The 17,845-nt window shown below is 40.9% G+C and carries 22 protein-coding genes and 1 other RNA gene; 3 read left to right on the forward strand and 20 right to left on the reverse strand.

Annotated features, from left to right (window positions below):
* Positions 1-98 precede the first annotated feature (98 nt).
* Positions 99-338, reverse strand: coding sequence for a ferredoxin family protein (locus tag QR721_RS06930; RefSeq protein WP_348029714.1), 240 nt, complete (start codon positions 336-338; stop codon positions 99-101).
* A 134-nt stretch (positions 339-472) separates the two neighbouring features.
* Here QR721_RS06930 and QR721_RS06935 point away from each other — a divergent pair, with 134 nt between their 5' ends.
* Complete coding sequence (locus QR721_RS06935; RefSeq protein ID WP_348029715.1) at positions 473-1,348, forward strand: M14 family metallopeptidase; 876 nt, start codon at positions 473-475, stop codon at positions 1,346-1,348.
* A gap of 29 nt (positions 1,349-1,377) precedes the next feature.
* On the opposite strand, the gene QR721_RS06940 is transcribed toward QR721_RS06935, so the two are convergent.
* The 17 genes from QR721_RS06940 to QR721_RS07020 form a co-directional block, all read right to left on the reverse strand.
* Positions 1,378-1,584, reverse strand: a complete 207-nt coding sequence (locus QR721_RS06940) for a DUF6501 family protein (RefSeq protein WP_348029716.1) — start codon at positions 1,582-1,584, stop codon at positions 1,378-1,380.
* A gap of 16 nt (positions 1,585-1,600) precedes the next feature.
* Positions 1,601-2,512 carry a peptide-methionine (R)-S-oxide reductase MsrB gene (msrB, locus tag QR721_RS06945; RefSeq protein ID WP_431189537.1) on the reverse strand — a complete coding sequence of 304 codons (912 nt, stop codon included), beginning with the start codon at positions 2,510-2,512 and terminating at the stop codon, positions 1,601-1,603.
* Between the two features lie 132 nt (positions 2,513-2,644).
* Positions 2,645-3,037, reverse strand: a complete 393-nt coding sequence (gene vrrA, locus QR721_RS06950; protein ID WP_348029718.1) for a VrrA/YqfQ family protein — start codon at positions 3,035-3,037, stop codon at positions 2,645-2,647.
* A 237-nt stretch (positions 3,038-3,274) separates the two neighbouring features.
* Positions 3,275-3,490, reverse strand: a complete 216-nt coding sequence (locus QR721_RS06955; RefSeq protein WP_348029719.1) for a YozE family protein — start codon at positions 3,488-3,490, stop codon at positions 3,275-3,277.
* An 18-nt stretch (positions 3,491-3,508) separates the two neighbouring features.
* Positions 3,509-4,252, reverse strand: a complete 744-nt coding sequence (gene tatC, locus QR721_RS06960) for a twin-arginine translocase subunit TatC (protein WP_348029720.1) — start codon at positions 4,250-4,252, stop codon at positions 3,509-3,511.
* Positions 4,253-4,326: 74 nt separating this feature from the next.
* The gene (locus QR721_RS06965) at positions 4,327-4,512 is read right to left on the reverse strand and encodes a twin-arginine translocase TatA/TatE family subunit (protein WP_348029805.1); all 186 of its coding nucleotides are present in this window, start codon (positions 4,510-4,512) and stop codon (positions 4,327-4,329) included.
* A gap of 116 nt (positions 4,513-4,628) precedes the next feature.
* A complete protein-coding gene (mobA, locus tag QR721_RS06970) occupies positions 4,629-5,213 on the reverse strand; it encodes a molybdenum cofactor guanylyltransferase (RefSeq protein WP_348029721.1) in 585 nt (194 codons plus the stop codon).
* Positions 5,214-5,229: 16 nt separating this feature from the next.
* Positions 5,230-5,718, reverse strand: a complete 489-nt coding sequence (locus QR721_RS06975; RefSeq protein ID WP_348029722.1) for a dihydrofolate reductase — start codon at positions 5,716-5,718, stop codon at positions 5,230-5,232.
* 76 nt (positions 5,719-5,794) lie between these two features.
* Positions 5,795-6,751: a thymidylate synthase gene (locus tag QR721_RS06980; protein WP_348029723.1), complete on the reverse strand. Its 957-nt coding sequence runs from the start codon at positions 6,749-6,751 to the stop codon at positions 5,795-5,797.
* A gap of 157 nt (positions 6,752-6,908) precedes the next feature.
* Positions 6,909-8,579: a formate--tetrahydrofolate ligase gene (locus QR721_RS06985; protein ID WP_348029724.1), complete on the reverse strand. Its 1,671-nt coding sequence runs from the start codon at positions 8,577-8,579 to the stop codon at positions 6,909-6,911.
* A 181-nt stretch (positions 8,580-8,760) separates the two neighbouring features.
* Positions 8,761-9,264: an isoprenylcysteine carboxylmethyltransferase family protein gene (locus QR721_RS06990; protein WP_348029725.1), complete on the reverse strand. Its 504-nt coding sequence runs from the start codon at positions 9,262-9,264 to the stop codon at positions 8,761-8,763.
* A 206-nt stretch (positions 9,265-9,470) separates the two neighbouring features.
* Positions 9,471-10,601: a THUMP domain-containing class I SAM-dependent RNA methyltransferase gene (locus QR721_RS06995; RefSeq protein WP_348029726.1), complete on the reverse strand. Its 1,131-nt coding sequence runs from the start codon at positions 10,599-10,601 to the stop codon at positions 9,471-9,473.
* A gap of 165 nt (positions 10,602-10,766) precedes the next feature.
* Positions 10,767-11,146: RNase P RNA component class B (gene rnpB / locus QR721_RS07000), an RNA gene on the reverse strand.
* A 61-nt stretch (positions 11,147-11,207) separates the two neighbouring features.
* The gene (gpsB, locus tag QR721_RS07005) at positions 11,208-11,546 is read right to left on the reverse strand and encodes a cell division regulator GpsB (RefSeq protein ID WP_348029727.1); all 339 of its coding nucleotides are present in this window, start codon (positions 11,544-11,546) and stop codon (positions 11,208-11,210) included.
* Positions 11,547-11,671: 125 nt separating this feature from the next.
* Complete coding sequence (locus QR721_RS07010; protein WP_348029728.1) at positions 11,672-12,076, reverse strand: cytidine deaminase; 405 nt, start codon at positions 12,074-12,076, stop codon at positions 11,672-11,674.
* On the reverse strand, positions 12,073-12,453 hold the full coding sequence (locus QR721_RS07015) for a DUF1798 family protein (protein WP_348029729.1): 381 nt from the start codon (positions 12,451-12,453) through the stop codon (positions 12,073-12,075). The genes QR721_RS07010 and QR721_RS07015 overlap by 4 nt, the downstream gene beginning before the upstream one ends.
* Positions 12,454-12,478: 25 nt before the next feature.
* Positions 12,479-12,727 carry a hypothetical protein gene (locus QR721_RS07020; protein WP_348029730.1) on the reverse strand — a complete coding sequence of 83 codons (249 nt, stop codon included), beginning with the start codon at positions 12,725-12,727 and terminating at the stop codon, positions 12,479-12,481.
* 260 nt (positions 12,728-12,987) lie between these two features.
* On the opposite strand from QR721_RS07020, the gene recU reads away from it, so the two are divergent.
* A complete protein-coding gene (recU, locus tag QR721_RS07025) occupies positions 12,988-13,581 on the forward strand; it encodes a Holliday junction resolvase RecU (protein WP_348029731.1) in 594 nt (197 codons plus the stop codon).
* Positions 13,582-13,599: 18 nt separating this feature from the next.
* Positions 13,600-16,422, forward strand: a complete 2,823-nt coding sequence (locus QR721_RS07030; protein WP_348029732.1) for a PBP1A family penicillin-binding protein — start codon at positions 13,600-13,602, stop codon at positions 16,420-16,422.
* A gap of 34 nt (positions 16,423-16,456) precedes the next feature.
* Here QR721_RS07030 and nth read toward each other — a convergent pair whose 3' ends face one another.
* Positions 16,457-17,122 (reverse strand): endonuclease III, encoded by a 666-nt coding sequence (gene nth / locus QR721_RS07035; protein ID WP_348029733.1) that lies wholly within the window; start codon positions 17,120-17,122, stop codon positions 16,457-16,459.
* A 6-nt stretch (positions 17,123-17,128) separates the two neighbouring features.
* Positions 17,129-17,812 carry a DnaD domain-containing protein gene (locus QR721_RS07040; protein WP_348029734.1) on the reverse strand — a complete coding sequence of 228 codons (684 nt, stop codon included), beginning with the start codon at positions 17,810-17,812 and terminating at the stop codon, positions 17,129-17,131.
* Positions 17,813-17,845 lie beyond the last annotated feature (33 nt).

Below are 17,845 nucleotides of genomic sequence, written 5' to 3' on the forward strand. Positions count from 1 at the left end.
TATGTTGCTAATACAATTTAACTCCTTTACCATCTTCCCCATATACAAAATAATATAGAATAAAAAAGCAAAAAAGCTGCCATAATGGCAGCTTTTCATCATTTATTTTCGAAATATTGACGATTAATTAAAATATACTCTTCTTCTTCTGCAGGTACTTCATCTTCAAAATAGATCGCTTCCACAGGACAAACAGCTTCACATGCGCCACAATCAATGCAGATATCCGGGTCGATAAAGAACATGCCTTCGCCTTTTTCGATACAGTCTACAGGACACACTTCCACACATTCGCCAGCTAATTCCTCTTTACAGGGCGAAGTAATAACAAATGCCACAGCAATCCCTCCTCATTCAAATCTCGATGCTCTCATTACAACTTATTATACAGCAGTATTCCCATATTTTGAAAGACATTAAAAGAAATTGGCTGCATACAATGATATTATTTCCGACTGAGAGGATGACATGCTTGGAAAAGACGGATCGTGTTTTTCAATTTAATAAAGCTCTAACTTATGAAGAATTAGCCAGGAAAGTAGACCAGCTTATCAACGAGTATCCATTTATTCAGAAAAATACAATTGGTCATTCGGTACTTGGAAAAGAAATTTTTGAACTGCGAATCGGTACAGAAACAGAAATCATCCATTATAACGCTTCTTTTCATGCTAATGAGTGGATTACCACACTTATCGCAATGCGTTTTCTAGAAGAATATGCTTCTGAGTACAACAAAAAAGCACCACAAACGAACTATGCACTCTCCATCATTCCAATGGTCAATCCAGATGGAGTTGACCTCGTATTAGGTGGCTATGAACTCGGAGGGCCATTTAAAGACGAAGTTATTAAAATCAATGAAGGGATAACAAGTTTTTCAAACTGGAAAGCAAATATTCGCGGTGTCGATCTGAATAAACAATTTCCTGCTGGATGGGAGATAGAGGCAGAAAGAAAACCGAAATCTCCACATTTTAGAGATTATCCGGGCTATGCACCCTTGACTGAACCCGAATCGATTGCGATGGTTCAGTTTGCCAAAGAAAATAATATAGCTAGATTGCACGCCCTACACACACAAGGAGAAGAAATTTATTGGGGATTTCAAGATTTCGAGCCAAAAGAAAGCGAAGAAATTGTACAGCAATATGCAGAAAAAAGCGGTTATAAAGCGGTAAGAGATATCGATAACTATGCGGGGTTCAAAGACTGGTACTTACAGGAATTTCGAAAACCTGCTTTTACATTGGAGCTTGGTCACGGTGTGAATCCTCTCCCTCTATCCCAATTAGATGAAATCTATAAAAAGAGTTCAGAAATTTTCAAGTTGAGCATGGAATGTTAAAACGGGCCCTTATAAAGGACCCGTTTTAGTTAATTGACTTCGCTGAAGTACTCTTTATGAAAACCGGCAATTCGATCGCTGTTATCAAGAATAAAATAAAATTCTTCTGTTTCATTTTTAACATCGTATATTTTTCCTGGTGTCAATTTTTTATTGACAACAAATTTTTTCGCATTAACATGTTCGCATTTAATCTGTTTGATTGTTGGTCTGTTTTCCCAATTTTTATGAATCATTTTGTTTGTTCTCCTTTTACTTGAAGAGATAATTATATTCTCCGTAACCTTCGCTCTCCAGTTTGTCTTTTGGAATAAATCTAAGTGCTGCTGAATTGATGCAATAACGCAATCCACCAAGTTCTTTCGGCCCATCATCAAAGACATGACCGAGATGCGAATCTGAGTTGCGGCTTCGCACTTCAACACGGCGCATACCGAAGGATTGATCTTCATGCTCTGTTACATCATAAGGATCAACAGGTTTTGAAAAACTCGGCCACCCACACCCTGCATCAAATTGATCTTGCGAAGAGAACAGAGGTTCTCCTGTTACAATATCTACATAAAGGCCTTCTTTTTCATTATTCCAGTACTCATTTTCAAAAGGACGCTCTGTTCCGTTTTCCTGTGTTACTTTATACTGAATCGGTGTCAGTTTTTCCTTTAACACAGCTTTATCCAGTTTTTCAGGCTTCCAGTTATCTTTAATGAAATCTTCACGTCCAGAGCCTTTTTTGTAAAGCCTGTAGTGGAAAGCATTCTTCTTATAATAATCCTGATGCTTGTCCTCAGCAGGATAAAAAGGTTTTGCCGGCAGAATTTTTGTAGCAATTGGTTTTTTGAATCTGCCACTAGCTTCAAGATTGGCTTTTGATTTTTCGGCAATTTCCTTTTGATTTTCATCATGGTAGAAGATTGCTGTCTTGTATGATTCCCCACGATCATGGAATTGCCCGCCCGGATCTGTAGGATCAATTTGTTGCCAGAACGTCTCTACAAGTCGCTCATACGGCATGATATCGGGATTAAATTCTATTTGGACTGCCTCTACATGACCCGTTTCGTTGGAACATACTTGTTCATATGTCGGGTTCTCAACCGTTCCTCCTGTGTAACCGGAGACTACAGACTTAATTCCAGGTCGCTCATCGAACGGCTGAACCATGCACCAGAAACAACCTCCTGCAAACGTAGCCAATTGTGTGTTTTCCGACAAGTTTAATCCCTCCAATATAAAAAGCTGCTATGCCTATTCTTTATCGTTTTCCCGAAAAAAGCAAGTGGCAAAACTCGAGCATTATATAAACAGTCTCGGCTTGGATGTTCCATCCTTGGGGATATTCTGCTCATCTTCCACTGCCTCATGTATCTCTTCCTCACCTTTATTAGTGGTTTCCGCTTTTTGAGATTCCCCATCACTAGCAGATGAATCCTGTTCTTCTGTTTCAAGTGATTTGAAAGCTTTGATCATCCGATACATTTGCGGAAGGTTTTTTATAAATGGACCGTATTCTTCAATATACGGAGCTGTTCTCTCTACAGCATTTACGAATTGCTGAATTTTATCTAAATGGCCCATAATCCCATCAGAAGAGGGCTTACTAATATTTTGCGTGATTTCAGGCTTTCTTGTAAACCTGTCAGGCCTTCGCATAGATGAATGTTCAGTACGATTACCGAAATCGAACATGAAGCACACTCCTTTCCTTCACTATCTCTAATGTCAGCTTACGCAGAAACATATGAGAGCGTGAGCATGAAGCAAACTATTTCCCGGGCAACCGCAAAATTTTCATGTAACAGACTCGATTATCGTAAAAAAGGCAGAGCTGACAAGGTTTTTTAGCATATCCTATTGTTTTTTGCATTATTTAATCAAACGTTTGTTTAAATATATTTTATAAGATAAGAGGGTATTTAAGCCCCCTTATCTCCTCTCCAAATATTCAGTCCAAAGCTTATCAAATACCGAAGCAGCCCCAGGAAAAGGACTATTCCATTCAATATATTCACTTAGTTCATCATAGTCCGTTGATTGTTTTGGAAAGTCAAAATCATCAACAATCCATTCAGCCAATCGTCCTTCATCGGTGATCTTCAATTCTCCTCGATAGCTTTTTGCATATTGATAAAAGGAACGCATTGGTATTACCTCCGTATTTTATTCAAGCTCGTTCATTTTCTTTAATTTTCTGCGATAAACAGCCATTGAACAATATATACTTGCCTCATAAAGCAGAATTAGCGGAACCGCCACAACGAGTTGTAAGAAGAAATCAGGTGGTGTCAGGGCTGCACCCGCAATTACAAGTACAAAATATGCATATTTACGTATTTTGCGTAAAAAATCAGGAGTGATTACACCAAGACTTGTCAGGAACATAGCAAAAATAGGAATTTCAAAGAAAAGTGCAAATGGCAGTACTAAATGGAACATGAACTTAAAATACTTATCTACTGTAAATAATTCATTAAACATACCATTATTCAAGGAAAGTAGAAAAGGCAATATCAGCTTAGTGAAAATCATGTAACCGAATACAAGTCCTCCTGCGAACAATAAGAAAACAGCAGGAATGTATGGTAGTGAAGCTTTTCTCTCAGCTGGTGTAAGGGCTGGTTTAATAAATAGCCACGCCTGTGCTGCAATAACAGGTAATGTGAAGGCAAGAGCAACAATACCTGCCATCGTGAAATAAACCCATATTATATCTCCAGGGCTTGTAATATTCAGCTGGAAGGATAGATCTTGTACAAAAAATGCGTAGATTTTTTTAACATAAATAAATGCTAATATGAAAAACGTAATAAATATTACTGCGGTCAATATGAGTCTGTTACGCAGTTCGGACAGATGTCCAACTACATTCATTTCTTTTTCATCCGTCATTTGTGGATGGATCATCCCTACCCGCTCCCTCTAAATCTAAAAAGAAGATGCATGGCTGTCCACCTCTGCACCTCCCTTAAAGCAATAATCTATCCTTTGTTCTGTTGCTTTGATGTATCAGAGTCATCTTCCATAATATCCTTCGTTGCATTTTTGAATTCCCTTAAAGAACTTCCAAACGCCTTCCCAATATCGGGGAGTTTAGACGGTCCAAAGACAACAAGAGCTATAATAACAATAAGAACAAGCCCAGGGAAGCCGATGTTGCTAAAAATATTCATATACACCACTCCAAAAGCAATTTTCACGTTGTATAATTGTCCATCATAGAAGTTACATACATTATAAAGGATGCGAACACAATCCGCATCCTAATTTTTCAAAAAGTCAATCAGTTCGTGAAATACTCTTTTGCCTTTTCATATTCATGGGGATGATTCATATTAAAAAAATGCTTAACTAGAACCTTATCAGGAAATGGAAACTCACACTGTTCCTTCGTACGGATCTGTTCAAATAACAATCCGATTTTGAGCTGATTCTCTTCCAGCATCCTTTGAATAACAGGAAATGCCTTATACCCAATAACTGCTGCAAGAGGTTGGCGTTTACCAGCATATACTGGCAGTACAGCATCATATCCTGGTAACTGCTTAACGAGAAACTCGCAAACCTCCTGATTCAGAAAAGGCATATCACATGCTGCAAGTAAATAGGCATCAGCGGGTTTGTGATACATAACTGAATGAAGCCCGGCAAGCGGACCTTTCCCTGGGAAAACATCCTGATAAACAGGTATATTTAAGAAATCATATTGATCGGGCTTATGGGTGATCAACACAAGTTCATTGACCACCTTTTCTAAATTCGTACAAATATGTTTAATTGCCGGGGTACCGCCAATCGAAAGCATTGATTTGTCAGTACCCATTCGTGAAGAAGCGCCACCTGCAAGAACCGCTCCAACAATACGCATTCAATCTCCCCTTAATTTACTTACGTTCGTATTCCATAAAGTAATAATCATAAGGATTTTTTTCATCCTTTATCCCTTTATCTTTCTTAACCAAGTTCCAATCAGACTCTGAGAACTCAGGGAAATAAGTATCTCCTTCAAATTCTTCATCGATGAGTGTAATGTACATTTTATCTGCAAATGGCAAAACTTGCTTGAATATATTACCGCCGCCGATAACAATCAATTCTTCCTCTGGATCTTTAGCATTCCATTTCTTCAATGTGTTCATGTCATGAATGAGCTGAACTTCATCTGGATAGCCGACAATATCTCTCGTAATAACTGTGTTAATGCGATTAGGGAGGGGCTTGCCTATTGAATCATAAGTGCGGCTCCCCATAATAATATGCTTTCCCATTGTTTTCTCTTTGAAAAATTTCAAGTCGCGAGGCAAATGCCACGGCAAGTCATTATTCATTCCGATTACATGGTTTTTGTCCATTGCAACTAGTAAAGATATCATTAGAACTCCTCCTGAATGTATTAACTTGATTAATGGTTATAAGTGAATTTCAACGAATAAGAGGCAATTCGGTCAGTTATACTGCAATAGGTGCCTTGATGGAAGGATGAGGATCATAGCCTCTAATTTCCATATCTTTCAACTCAAAATCAAATAGAGAGCTGATATCAGGATTAAGCACAAGTTGTGGCAATTCTCTAGGAGCTCTTTCAAGCTGAGCTTTAACCTGTTCAACATGATTTGCATATATATGCGCATCACCAAGTGTATGGATGAATTCGCCAGGTTCAAGCCCGCACGTTTGAGCGAGCAGCTGAGTCAACAGTGCATACGAAGCTATATTGAACGGAACACCAAGGAAAATATCGGCCGAGCGCTGGTAAAGCTGACATGAGAGCTTGCCATCAGCTACATAGAATTGAAAAAGTGTGTGGCAAGGCGGTAAAGCCATACTTGGCAAATCCTCTGGATTCCACGCAGACACGATATGTCTTCTTGAATCCGGGTTATTACGGATTGATTGTTCAACCTCTTTAAGCTGATCAATCGTCTCCCCTTTGGAAGTATGCCAATTGCGCCATTGTTTGCCATAGACACTTCCAAGTTCACCGTATATATGAGCAAAATTGCCATCACTCAAAATACGCTTTTTGAACTCTTCCATTTCCTCATCATAAATCTTTGCAAATTCAGAGTCTGTTGCTGCACGCCTTCCGAAATCAGTCATATCTGGACCTTCATACTCATTGCTTTCAACCCAGTTTTTAAACGCCCACTCATTCCAAATATTATTATTGTTTTCAAGCAAGTAGCGGATGTTCGTATCGCCTTTAATAAACCATAGCAATTCACTCGCTACAAGTCGGAAAGGGACTTTCTTTGTAGTCAGCAAAGGGAAGCCTTCTTGAAGATCGAACCGCATTTGTGCTCCAAAAACAGAATAAGTGCCTGTGCCTGTTCGGTCTCCTTTTCTGTACCCGTTTTTCAAGATGTGACTGCATAATTCTAAATAGGCTTTCTCACCTGTTACCATAAAACGTGCTCACTTCTTTCACTATATGTCTAACCTTATTGTAACCAGTAGATTCACTTTTTGCACGTTATGTATGAAATCCATAAAAATCTTAAGTATCTAAAAAGTCCATGAAGCGCAATTTACGCTTCATGGACTTCATGAACAAATGATTTAATTAGAACAAGCCGACAATTTTGCCGTCTTCTTTAACATCCATCTTCAAGGCAGCTGGTTGCTTAGGCAAACCAGGCATTGTCATAACATCCCCTGTAAGGACGACAATGAATCCTGCACCAATGGAAGGTCTAGCCTCTCTTATATTAATTGTAAATCCACTCGGACGGCCAAGCAATGCCGGATTGTCAGAGAGTGAATACTGTGTTTTGGCCATACATACTGGCAATTTGCCCCATCCAAGCTTCTCATAAAGAGCAAGTTGCTTCTTCGCAGGTAGAGAGAAATCTACATCTGCAGCTCCATATACTTTCGTAGCAATCGTACGGATTTTATCTTCAAGAGACATATCTAGATCGTAAAGGCGTTTGAAGTTGCTTTCAGCAGTATCAATTTGTTCAACAACTGCTTTAGCAAGATCAATACCACCCTCGCCGCCTTTAGCGAACACATCAGTAAGTGCTACTTTAATACCGCGTTCTTCACACCAATTTTCAACAAATGAAGTCTCATTTTCTGTATCGGTAGGGAATTTGTTAATCGCCACTACGTACGGGAGACCGAATTCATTGACCGTTTCAATATGCTTCTCAAGGTTTTCCATTCCGGCTTTCAAAGCGTCAACATTTTCTTCTTTCAAGTTGTCTTTTGCTACGCCTCCATGCATTTTAAGCGCACGAACTGTCGCAACAATTACAACAGCAGCAGGCTCAAAATCACCAATTCGCGACTTGATATCAAGGAATTTCTCAGCCCCGAGATCCGCTCCAAAACCTGCTTCAGTAATAACATAGTCTCCAAGCTTCGCTGCTGTCTTAGTAGCAATAAGACTGTTACAGCCATGCGCAATATTCGCAAATGGACCGCCGTGAATGATTGCTGGTGTATTCTCAATCGTTTGTACAAGGTTTGGCTTAATTGCATCCTTAAGAAGTAATGTCAATGCCCCTTCAACTTTCAAATCTCTGACAGTTACAGGTTCATCATCATATGTGTAGCCAAATACGATATTTGAAAGACGTTCTTTGAGATCATCAATGCCTGTGGAAAGACATAGAATCGCCATGATTTCGGATGCTACCGTAATATTAAAACCATCTTGACGTGGAACACCTTTTTTCGGACCACCTAAGCCAATGACGATCTCGCGAAGTGCACGATCATTCATGTCAATAACACGCTTCCAAACGATACGGCGTGGATCAATGTTCAGGTCATTACCTTGTTGGATATGATTATCAATCAAAGCAGCAAGCGCATTATTGGCGCTTGTAATTGCATGAAGGTCACCGGTGAAATGCAAGTTGATATCCTCCATCGGTAACACTTGGGAATAGCCACCGCCTGCAGCGCCGCCTTTAATTCCCATTACTGGACCGAGTGAAGGCTCCCTTAGCGCAATGACAGCATTTTTTCCAATTTTGTGCATTGCCTGGCCAAGACCAACCGTTACAGTTGATTTACCTTCACCAGCAGGAGTTGGGTTGATTGCTGTGACTAGTATGATTTTTCCATCAGGGTCATTCGCTTTCTTCTGGAGAAGCTTGTCTGAGACTTTTGCCTTTGTGTGTCCGTAAGGCTCCCAGTCATCTTTCGTAAGACCCAGTTTTTCTGCAATCACCTCGATGGGTTCTAGTTTGGCTTCCTGTGCGATTTCAATATCGGTTTTCATGCAAAATGCTCCCTTCGCCTGATTTCATGAGAGTGCCTATAATCCAAAGGTCACACTCACAATTTCCTTAAGCGCTTTCATTATAACAAATGAATACGCTATAAGCTAAATATTATGTATGGATAGCGCAAAAAAAGCATAGCACCGAGTCCATCACTCGATCTATGCCCTTTTTATTGTTTTATAAAACCTTTCTTTGTGACTGTTCCGGCATCTGAACGATGAAGAGTGAACAGTGCAACAGTACAAAGAGCGCAAACGTTACATATAACTTAAACATTAGTGGAACAGCAATCAATTCACCTGCCAAAATCCAGTATTCCGGATGTCGGGATAACTTATAAGGCCCGGATTTTAATAGACCAACACGTGCAAGACGCAGACCTTTCAAGTTCCAAAAAGTCCCACGTACTCTCATGCACCAAATTTTTGTGCTAGTCAGTAGCAGTAATACAATTACCCAAAAGAGATCAGGCTGTTCCTCTGCATGGTTAAGTAAAGTGACTTCCAAGAACAACGATAAATAAAACAAAATCTGCAAAACAGTAAAAGTCCGAAATGGAATACTGCTTTCGACTACTCTGCCCTGATTCCTGAGCCAAACTTCATTGGCCCTGCTTATTGAATGTTCCAAAACCCGCATAAATACGAGAATACTAAAAATGATGCTTACACTCCATGACAATTATGACCACTCCAACGGGTTAATCGGTTAACTTCAGTGTGACCATCTTTTATTGAGATTAGACATTAAAATCATCTGTAGCTTAATTTTTTAGAAACGTCAGTGAGGTTGGCAAAGCTACCTCTTAGTCAATCGATGTCATGGAGTACTTTTGCATCTATAAATATTAAGAGCGCAGCGGATCACATTCCGCTGCGCTCAGTCCATTACTCGCTTTCGCCAAAGTATTGGTAATAATTTGTTTCAATAAAGCCGTTAAACAGCTTGCGTTTCTTTGTCGCTTCTTTGCCATAGGCTTCCTCGAACTCTGAAAATGCAGTCAGTATATATACATTCCATGTCGGATGCCCTTTCGTGACATCTCCAAGCTGACGGTAAATCTGCTGGACGCGTTCACTATCAGCAAGCCGCTCTCCATAAGGAGGGTTCCCGATAATATAACCACCCTCACCTTGCAAAGTAAGATCACTTACTTGCATCTGCTTCCAAGTAATGAGATCTCCAAGCCCTGCTTCAATAGCGTTCTCGGAAGCAATATCAACCAACTTATGATCGATATCATAACCGCTGATATGCAATTCTTGATCATAATTCGCCAAGTCTTCTGCTTCGTTAAATGCATCTGTCCAATGTTTGTTGCGAATCCAGTTCCAGTTTTCTGAATCAAATGAGCGATTAAAACCAGGCGCTATGTTTTGACCAATAAGTGCTGCTTCAATTGGTATCGTACCTGAACCACAGAACGGGTCGATAAAAGGTGCTTCCGGCTTCCAATTCGTAAGCATAACAAGTGCTGCAGCCATTGTCTCTTTAAGAGGTGCCTCTCCCTGGCCTATACGGTATCCGCGTTTATGCAAGCCAGCCCCTGATGTATCCATCGTCAAGCTTACCTTATCTTTTAAGATAGACACTTCCACTTTGTGAAGCGCGCCATTTTCAGGCATGCGGTTTGCCATGCCATGCTTTAACTTAAGTTTCTCAACAATCGCTTTCTTAACAATTGCCTGACAATCCGGCACACTATACAATTCGGATTTAACCGATTTTCCTGTTACTGGGAACTTCCCGTCTTCCGGAATGAAACGTTCCCAAGGCAATGCTTTTGTTCCTTCAAATAATTCATCAAATGTTTTTGCTTCAAATTCACCGACTAGGAGTTTTACGCGGTCTGCAACACGAAGCCAGAGGTTACAGCGTGGAATTGCAGAGATTGGTGCTTTGAATGTAACTCTGCCGTTCTCCGTTTCTGGTTCGTATCCAAGTGCTTTCACTTCTCTTGCGACGAGAGATTCAAGGCCCATCGCTGCCGTTGCAACTAAAGTAATCTGTTCTGCCATATATAATTTAGGTCCCTTCCGAATAAGCATTCAATCGTCTACATAGTTTACCACAATCCTGAAGGAAATATAAAGTTTGCAGACAGTTAAAACAATACAAAAAACCTTTCATGCACAGATGCTGCGCACAAAAGGTTCTCTTTAACACCAAAAGACCATTGGATGCTTGATAAGCCATGTTCTGTTCCTTTGTACTGCAGTCGGTGGTCAGCCTCGTACTCCGGTTGCAATCATCTATCTACAGGCATATAGCCTGTCCTTCTATCGGTTCGTTTCCCTACACGAAGGTGCCCCTACCATAATTTGGGTTGCTCGCTCATGGGGTTTACCCGTTCCACCCGGATCGTTTCCGAACCGGCTACGTCTCTGTGGCACTTTCAAGGATTTTTCATATCCGCAAGGGACTTAGAAAAATTACCTGCCGTTAGCCTTATACAAGGCTACCTTGACTTATCGTTTCGTCAAGCATGAACACTACAGACATCGCAGTCTGTGCGAGCATGGACTTTCCTCTGCATGAAGACATGCAGCAATTGCGTAAGCATCCAACTCATTCACTTATTATAACACATTTTACAACTCAGATACAGCAACGTTTTATTGTAATCAGGAATCCAACTCAGGATCGGCGAACTTTTTACCGAAAACGGCTTTTTCCAAATTTGACAGTCTTTTTAGCACATCATAATTTACTTGATGGGGCTGGCTTTGCGCCGGCGACTGCTGTTGGACATTGCTGCGCTGGCGAGGTACCTGATCATTGTTCTTTTTCAAACGTTCGTTTTCCATTTGTAACTTCTCGATTTCTTGCTGAAGGAATTCATAATCCTGAATGATGATGTCGAGAAACTCGTCCACTTCTTCCTGGTTGTAGCCTCGCATTGTGGTTTTGAAATCCTTCTCAAGAATATCTTTAGCACTCAGCTGTACGCGGTTCAGACTCATTTCATGCTCACCTCACAATTTCCCCAAGCTCATTACTATTTTTCCAAACAAATTGTCCAATGTCAATTTAATTTTAAACCAAATTGAACTAAACATGCCTAATGGAAAAATATCCCGAAAACTTATTAACGGTCTTCAGGGAGCTGTTTTAACCCGAAAGACAACGGCAGCAGTTCGCTAACAGAAAACGTAACTGTTTCCCCTTTTAGATTAGCCATTGTAACCGGTGTAGATGCCTGGAAAAACTCTGACATCACTTGCCGGCACGAGCCGCAAGGTGAAACAGGTTTCTCCGTATCCGCAACAACTGCCAAAGCCGTGAAATTCTTTTCCCCATTTGCTATTGCAGAAAAAATTGCCGTTCTCTCAGCACAGCAAGTTACCGGATAAGCAGCATTTTCTATATTACAACCCGTGTAAATTTTCCCGGAATCGGTCAAAACGACAGCCCCGACACTGAAATTGGAATATGGAGCATAAGCCAATTCCCTTGCCTCTATCGCTTTTTGTATAAGTTCTTCTTTATTCATTCTATTGCACCTGCCTTACACAACCGATCAAGATAATCTTCCAGAATACCGAGAACATAATTAACTGATATATTCAGTTCCATATATCTTTTTTCTCTAACATCCGAATAATGACTATGCATAATGATAAGTTCAATATTTTCTCTTGTAGAAACAATCTGATGCGGATGGACAGGTGCATTTGTATTTGCCTTTAAAAATAATAGAGCTTCTTCTTCCCATTCGTTAAGCAACATATGAATTGGATTGGCATCCGCCTTAACCCTTTCAAAGAAAGCTTTATCTTTAAAATCAGCCGGAGGTTTCTCTTCTAAAAAAACATTTTTCAATCTTTGTATATGTTCAAGCAGTGAAGTCGTATCCTGCAGAAGCTTCATGAACTCGCGACCTTTCTATCTGAATTCACTCATATTCTAGCGGATTGTCTTCTTCTATACAACCATTCGCTTTGCGGAATACATCAGACAGCATTTGAATGGAAATCACACTTCGATCAATCTCTCCATGAAAGTTTCTGAACTCCCGTGAAATAAGCAGACCCATTTCATCTTCAATCTTGGAAGTTATGGAAACAAGTTCATCTTCCATTACCGCAAGCATTCCATCCAAACGAGCAAAACTCCCAACTGTCCTGATTGATTCCATATACATTTACACATACCCCGTTTCTAGTTTTCTATATTCGTGTGTATGCTGGTTTCTACCCTCCCTATGAAACCTCCTGCACGTTCGACAAAACTAGAAAAGAAGATGCACAATCCCCTAGAATTTTTTAATTAGCTTCGAATAGATATTTAAGTAGACGCTGCCGAGAATATTTGGCAGAACATGCGCAGTGGGTTGTTTTGTTATATAATAAGTTCAGCTTCCGGGCACAAGTTGGATTTCTCATGATTGGAGGGGGCTGAAAATTGAATTACCCGAACGGGAAGAGACCAGTTGTTGATAAAGCTGTTTCCCCTGCCGGTAGTACGAGCCAGGGCTATGGCAACAGAGGCATGACGCTTGAAGAGGACATCAATGCGACCAATGCATTCTACCGCTCAACCGGACGTGGCCTCATTCATAAAAAGCCGACACCCGTGCAAATAGTTAACGTACATTACCCGAAGCGCACTGCGGCAGTGATTACGGAAGCATATTTCAAACAACCGTCCACCACTGACTACAATGGCGTCTATAAAGGACGGCATATCGATTTTGAAGCAAAGGAAACGAAGAATAAGACATCCTTCCCACTTTCGAATATCCATGAGCATCAAATTGCCCATATGGAAGCTGTCATTAAACAGGAAGGAATCTGTTTTATGATTATCCGTTTTGCCTCTCTCGGAAAAACTTTTTATTTTTCGGCAGAGTCATTACTGGAAAGCTGGGCAAAACATCTTCAAGGAGGCAGAAAATCTATTTCTTACAATTATATAGAAGAAGCCGGTCATCTGATCCCTTTCGGATACCAGGCAAGAATTGATTATCTGTCGATCGTGGACAAGCTTTATTTCTAGAACGGAGGAAATGCAAAAATGGCGGATAACGGCCAATCCCGAATGGGACGAAGAAATCAAAAAAAAGTAGCAAAAGCACGCAAAAGACCGCTCGTTAGAAAAATAGGACTAATTGTGGGAATTGTGTTTCTCACCTGTTTCCTGATTGGCGGCGGGATGCTGCTTTATTTCATAGCAACATCGCCTGATATCGACGAAGCTAAACTTTCAGATCCATTCCCTTCTCAAGTACTGGATATGAATAAGAAAGTAGTAGCTACCGTAGGGAACGAAAAACGTCAAAAAGTAACCTATGATGATTTGCCTCAAGAACTGATTGACGCAGTTACTGCAACAGAGGATTCAAGATTCTTCCAGCACCATGGAATTGACTTACGTCGTATTGCCGGAGCTATAAAAGCTAACTTTACTAATGGATTCGGTTCTGAAGGTGCAAGTACAATTACACAGCAGGTTGTTGAACGAGCTTTCTTGAGCCCTGACAAAAAGATCAGCTTAAAGGTTCAGGAACAATGGCTCGCTCTAAAACTCGAACGCGAATATTCCAAAGAAGAAATTCTTCAAATGTACCTGAACAAAATTTATTACGGCAGCGGTGCCTATGGTGTTGCCGCAGCAGCAGAGACATACTTCGGGAAGAAAGACTTGAAGGATCTAACCTTGCCGGAAGCAGCAATTCTTGCAGGGATGCCACAGCGTCCATCCGCATACAACCCTTTTGAACATCCAGAACTAACAAAGGAACGTATGCAAACAGTGCTTAAATTGATGGTACGTCATGGCAAGATTACTCAAAAGCAGGCAGATGAGGCTCTTAAAACGGATATCCCTTCCCTGCTTACAGATAAAAAGCAGGAAACAAAGACGCCTTATCAAGCATTTCTTCAAGAAGTCCGCAAAGAGATCGATGAAAAACTCGACGGGACGAATATGTATACAGACGGTTTGAAAATCTACACAACACTAGATACAAAAGCTCAGGATCATGTTCAATCACTTCTTACTGATAGTGAAAGCAACCCAATTCCATATCCTGATAAAGAAATGCAAGTCGGTATGACTGTCGTTGATACAAAGACCGGTGAAATCCGTGCAATTGGCGGAAACCGCAACAATGAAAATGTAGACGGCTGGAATAATGCTATTATGGGCGGTCAACAGCCTGGCTCCACAGCGAAACCAATCGTCGCTTATGGCCCGGCCATTGAGTACAATAAATGGTCAACCTACCATCAGATTAATGATGACAAGCCATACAAGGTCGGCAATAGCGAAATTCGCAACTGGAACCGGTCCTATGGTGGCATGATGAGCATCCGCCATGCTCTAGCACAGTCTCTGAACGTACCTGCAGTTAAAACGTTGGAAGAGACCGGTTATGACAAAGCCCAGAAATTCTCTGAGGGCCTTGGTATTAATTTCAAGGATGATAAAATTTCTATTCGCGATGCAATTGGCGGTACCGGTACAGGAGTTACCCCACTCCAGCTTGCTGGAGCTTATAGCGCATTCGGTAATGAAGGTGTCTATAACAAACCACATGCTGTATTGAAAGTGGAATATCCTGATGGCAAAACAGTTGACTTGAAGCCGAAACCTGAAGCAGCTATGTCTGACTACACTGCCTATATGGTCACGGACATGATGAAAACCGTTGTTCAAGAAGGTACTGGTAAAAATGCGCAAGTGTCTGGTGTTCCGATTGCCGGAAAAACTGGTACAACAAGCTTGCCAGACCGTGAAGGCAGTCCCGATGCCTGGTTTGCTGGTTATTCAACAAACTATACAATTTCAGTTTGGGCTGGCGGTTACACTGATGATAATGGGAAGAAAGATGTTATTCCAGGATCAAATAATACGCAAATTCCGCTCTACCTATTCAAAAATACTATGGAAAAACTGTCTGAAGGCAAGCAAAGTCCCGACTTTAGCAAGCCGGATTCAGTTGTAGAATTACCAGTTGTTAGAGGTTCCAATCCAGCAGTCATTGCTTCAGGCTCCTCTGGCAATACGACAAATGAATTATTTGTCAAAGGAAATACGCCTTCACAGCAAGTGCAGAAGCCAAAAGAAGATGGATTCCCACCTGTTAGCAATTTGACAGCCAATTACGATGAAAGTAACAATCGTATTGAAGTAGATTGGGATCATGATTCCGATGAAGATGCAAGCTTCGTTGTTAGTGCAAGTGTGAATGGCGGCGGAATGCAGAATATCGGAACAACTGGAGACGATAGCTTTAATATTGAAAGTGTGCAGCAAGGCGCCAAATATGAAATCCAAGTCGTTGCTGTAAGTACATCTTCATCAGAGAAAAGTGAAGCTCGCTCAGTGAGTGTAAGCACGGGAAGTGAAGACACAGAAGATGAAAAACTTTCTTCCGTTAGCAACCTGCAGGCAAGCTACTCAGAGAGCAGCGGAGCTATAGATGTCTCTTGGGATTATGACGGGTCTGCTACCTTTGAAGTGAGTGTTGATGGTCAAACACAGACCGCGAATTCCAACGGCATTACGATCAATGGTGCACAACCTGGCAAAACTTACACGATAACCGTCACTCCTTTCGCAAATGGAGAACGTGGCGATCCAGCTAGTACACAAGTTTCCGTACCTGATTCGCAGCAAGCCAATGATCCAAATGAAGAACAAAATAATGGACAGGACGAAAACCAGAATAACAATCAGGATAATCAGTCTGATTCGAATGATACCGGTAATTCCGGTAATAACAACAATGGTCAAAATGATAATGAACAAAACGATAATCAAAATCAAAATGACCAACAGAATCAAGAACAGAATCAGAATGATACTCCAGCTGATGAAAATCAGAATGACTAAAAAAGAGCTCATGCCAAATGGCATGGGCTCTCTTTTATACTTGTCTTTCCTTCTCTTCTTTGCGCATCCTCTTCTGTCCTTCCCTGCATATGACGAGTAAAGGACATTCTGGGCACTCTGGATTTCGAGCTTTGCAATGGTAACGTCCGAAGAAAATCATCCGATGATGTGTGTCGCTCCATTCTTCTTCTGGAACTTTCTTCATAAGTGTCTTTTCTACTTCGAGAACAGAATCCTTCCAGCGACAAATTCCAAGACGTTTTGAAACGCGTTCAACATGAGTATCGACTGCGATTGCAGGAACTCCAAAAGCTACAGAGGCTACTACATTGGCCGTCTTTCGTCCAACTCCAGCCAGTTTCTCCAGCTCTTCAATTGTATTCGGCACTTCCCCATCATACTGTTCCAAAAGAACTTGGCATAACTTACGGATATTTTTCGCTTTGGAACGGTACAGACCGATTGATCGGATATCCTGCTCCAACTCTTCCAACGTTACTTCCAGATAATCTTCCGGCTTTTTATATTTAGCAAAAAGTGATTTTGTGACCTTATTCACCAATACATCTGTACATTGGGCAGATAGAAGAACAGCAATAACCAGTTCAAACGGATTTTCATGGACGAGCTCACATTCAGCATCTGGAAACATTCTCTCCATCGTATCGAGACAGAAACGAATCTGTTTTTTGTTCAGCATATTTGATCAATCCTCCTCTTCAAGCCAGTTATAATAAAAGGATGTATCACGCTTAGGTTTGCTCACTGTCGGACTGTTTTGACGGCTTCTGAAAGATTTGCTAGCTTGGCGCGCCTGGTCGACAGTATGAACCCCTTTTTGTTTCCACTCTCGCAGTATTCTATCAATATATTTAAAACTGAGCTTGGACATCAGTACAGACTCTCTAAGACCAGCCTTAATTAAAGCTGGGTCAATCTTATCCTCATCCAACCAGGAATTCATCATGTCAATTTCAAAAGGTGACAATGGTCTGCCGAATTCCTGTTCGAATAGCAAAAAAATAGCCCCATCAACTGACTCTTCTTCTTCTACTTTTTTTGGATTGGAAATGAGTTTTTCCCAAAGTGGTTCCAAGCTATAGACTTCGGTTATCTGACCAGATTCATTTTGTTGCTGTGACATGGCAAGAAGACCTTTTTGGATAAGCTTGCGCAAAGCCATTCCACACTCAGTGCCGCTAATTGTAAGCTTCGTGCTTAACTCATCCGGAGTCGGGAAAAGATTTTCATGACGTAATGATTTCTGGATTTGCAATATAATCGCTAGATCAACTTCATCCATTCCAAGTGAGGTATAACATTCCAACAGCTTTTCAGGTACATTAATTTGGTTTAGAAGAAGTGATTCCATTTTTGGTTTTTCCCGCACATCTATTCTCCTTTCCCTTGATTCGTAAAAGAA

Source organism: Aciduricibacillus chroicocephali (genome assembly GCF_030762805.1).
Classification (GTDB): Bacteria; Bacillota; Bacilli; order Bacillales; family Amphibacillaceae; genus Aciduricibacillus; species Aciduricibacillus chroicocephali.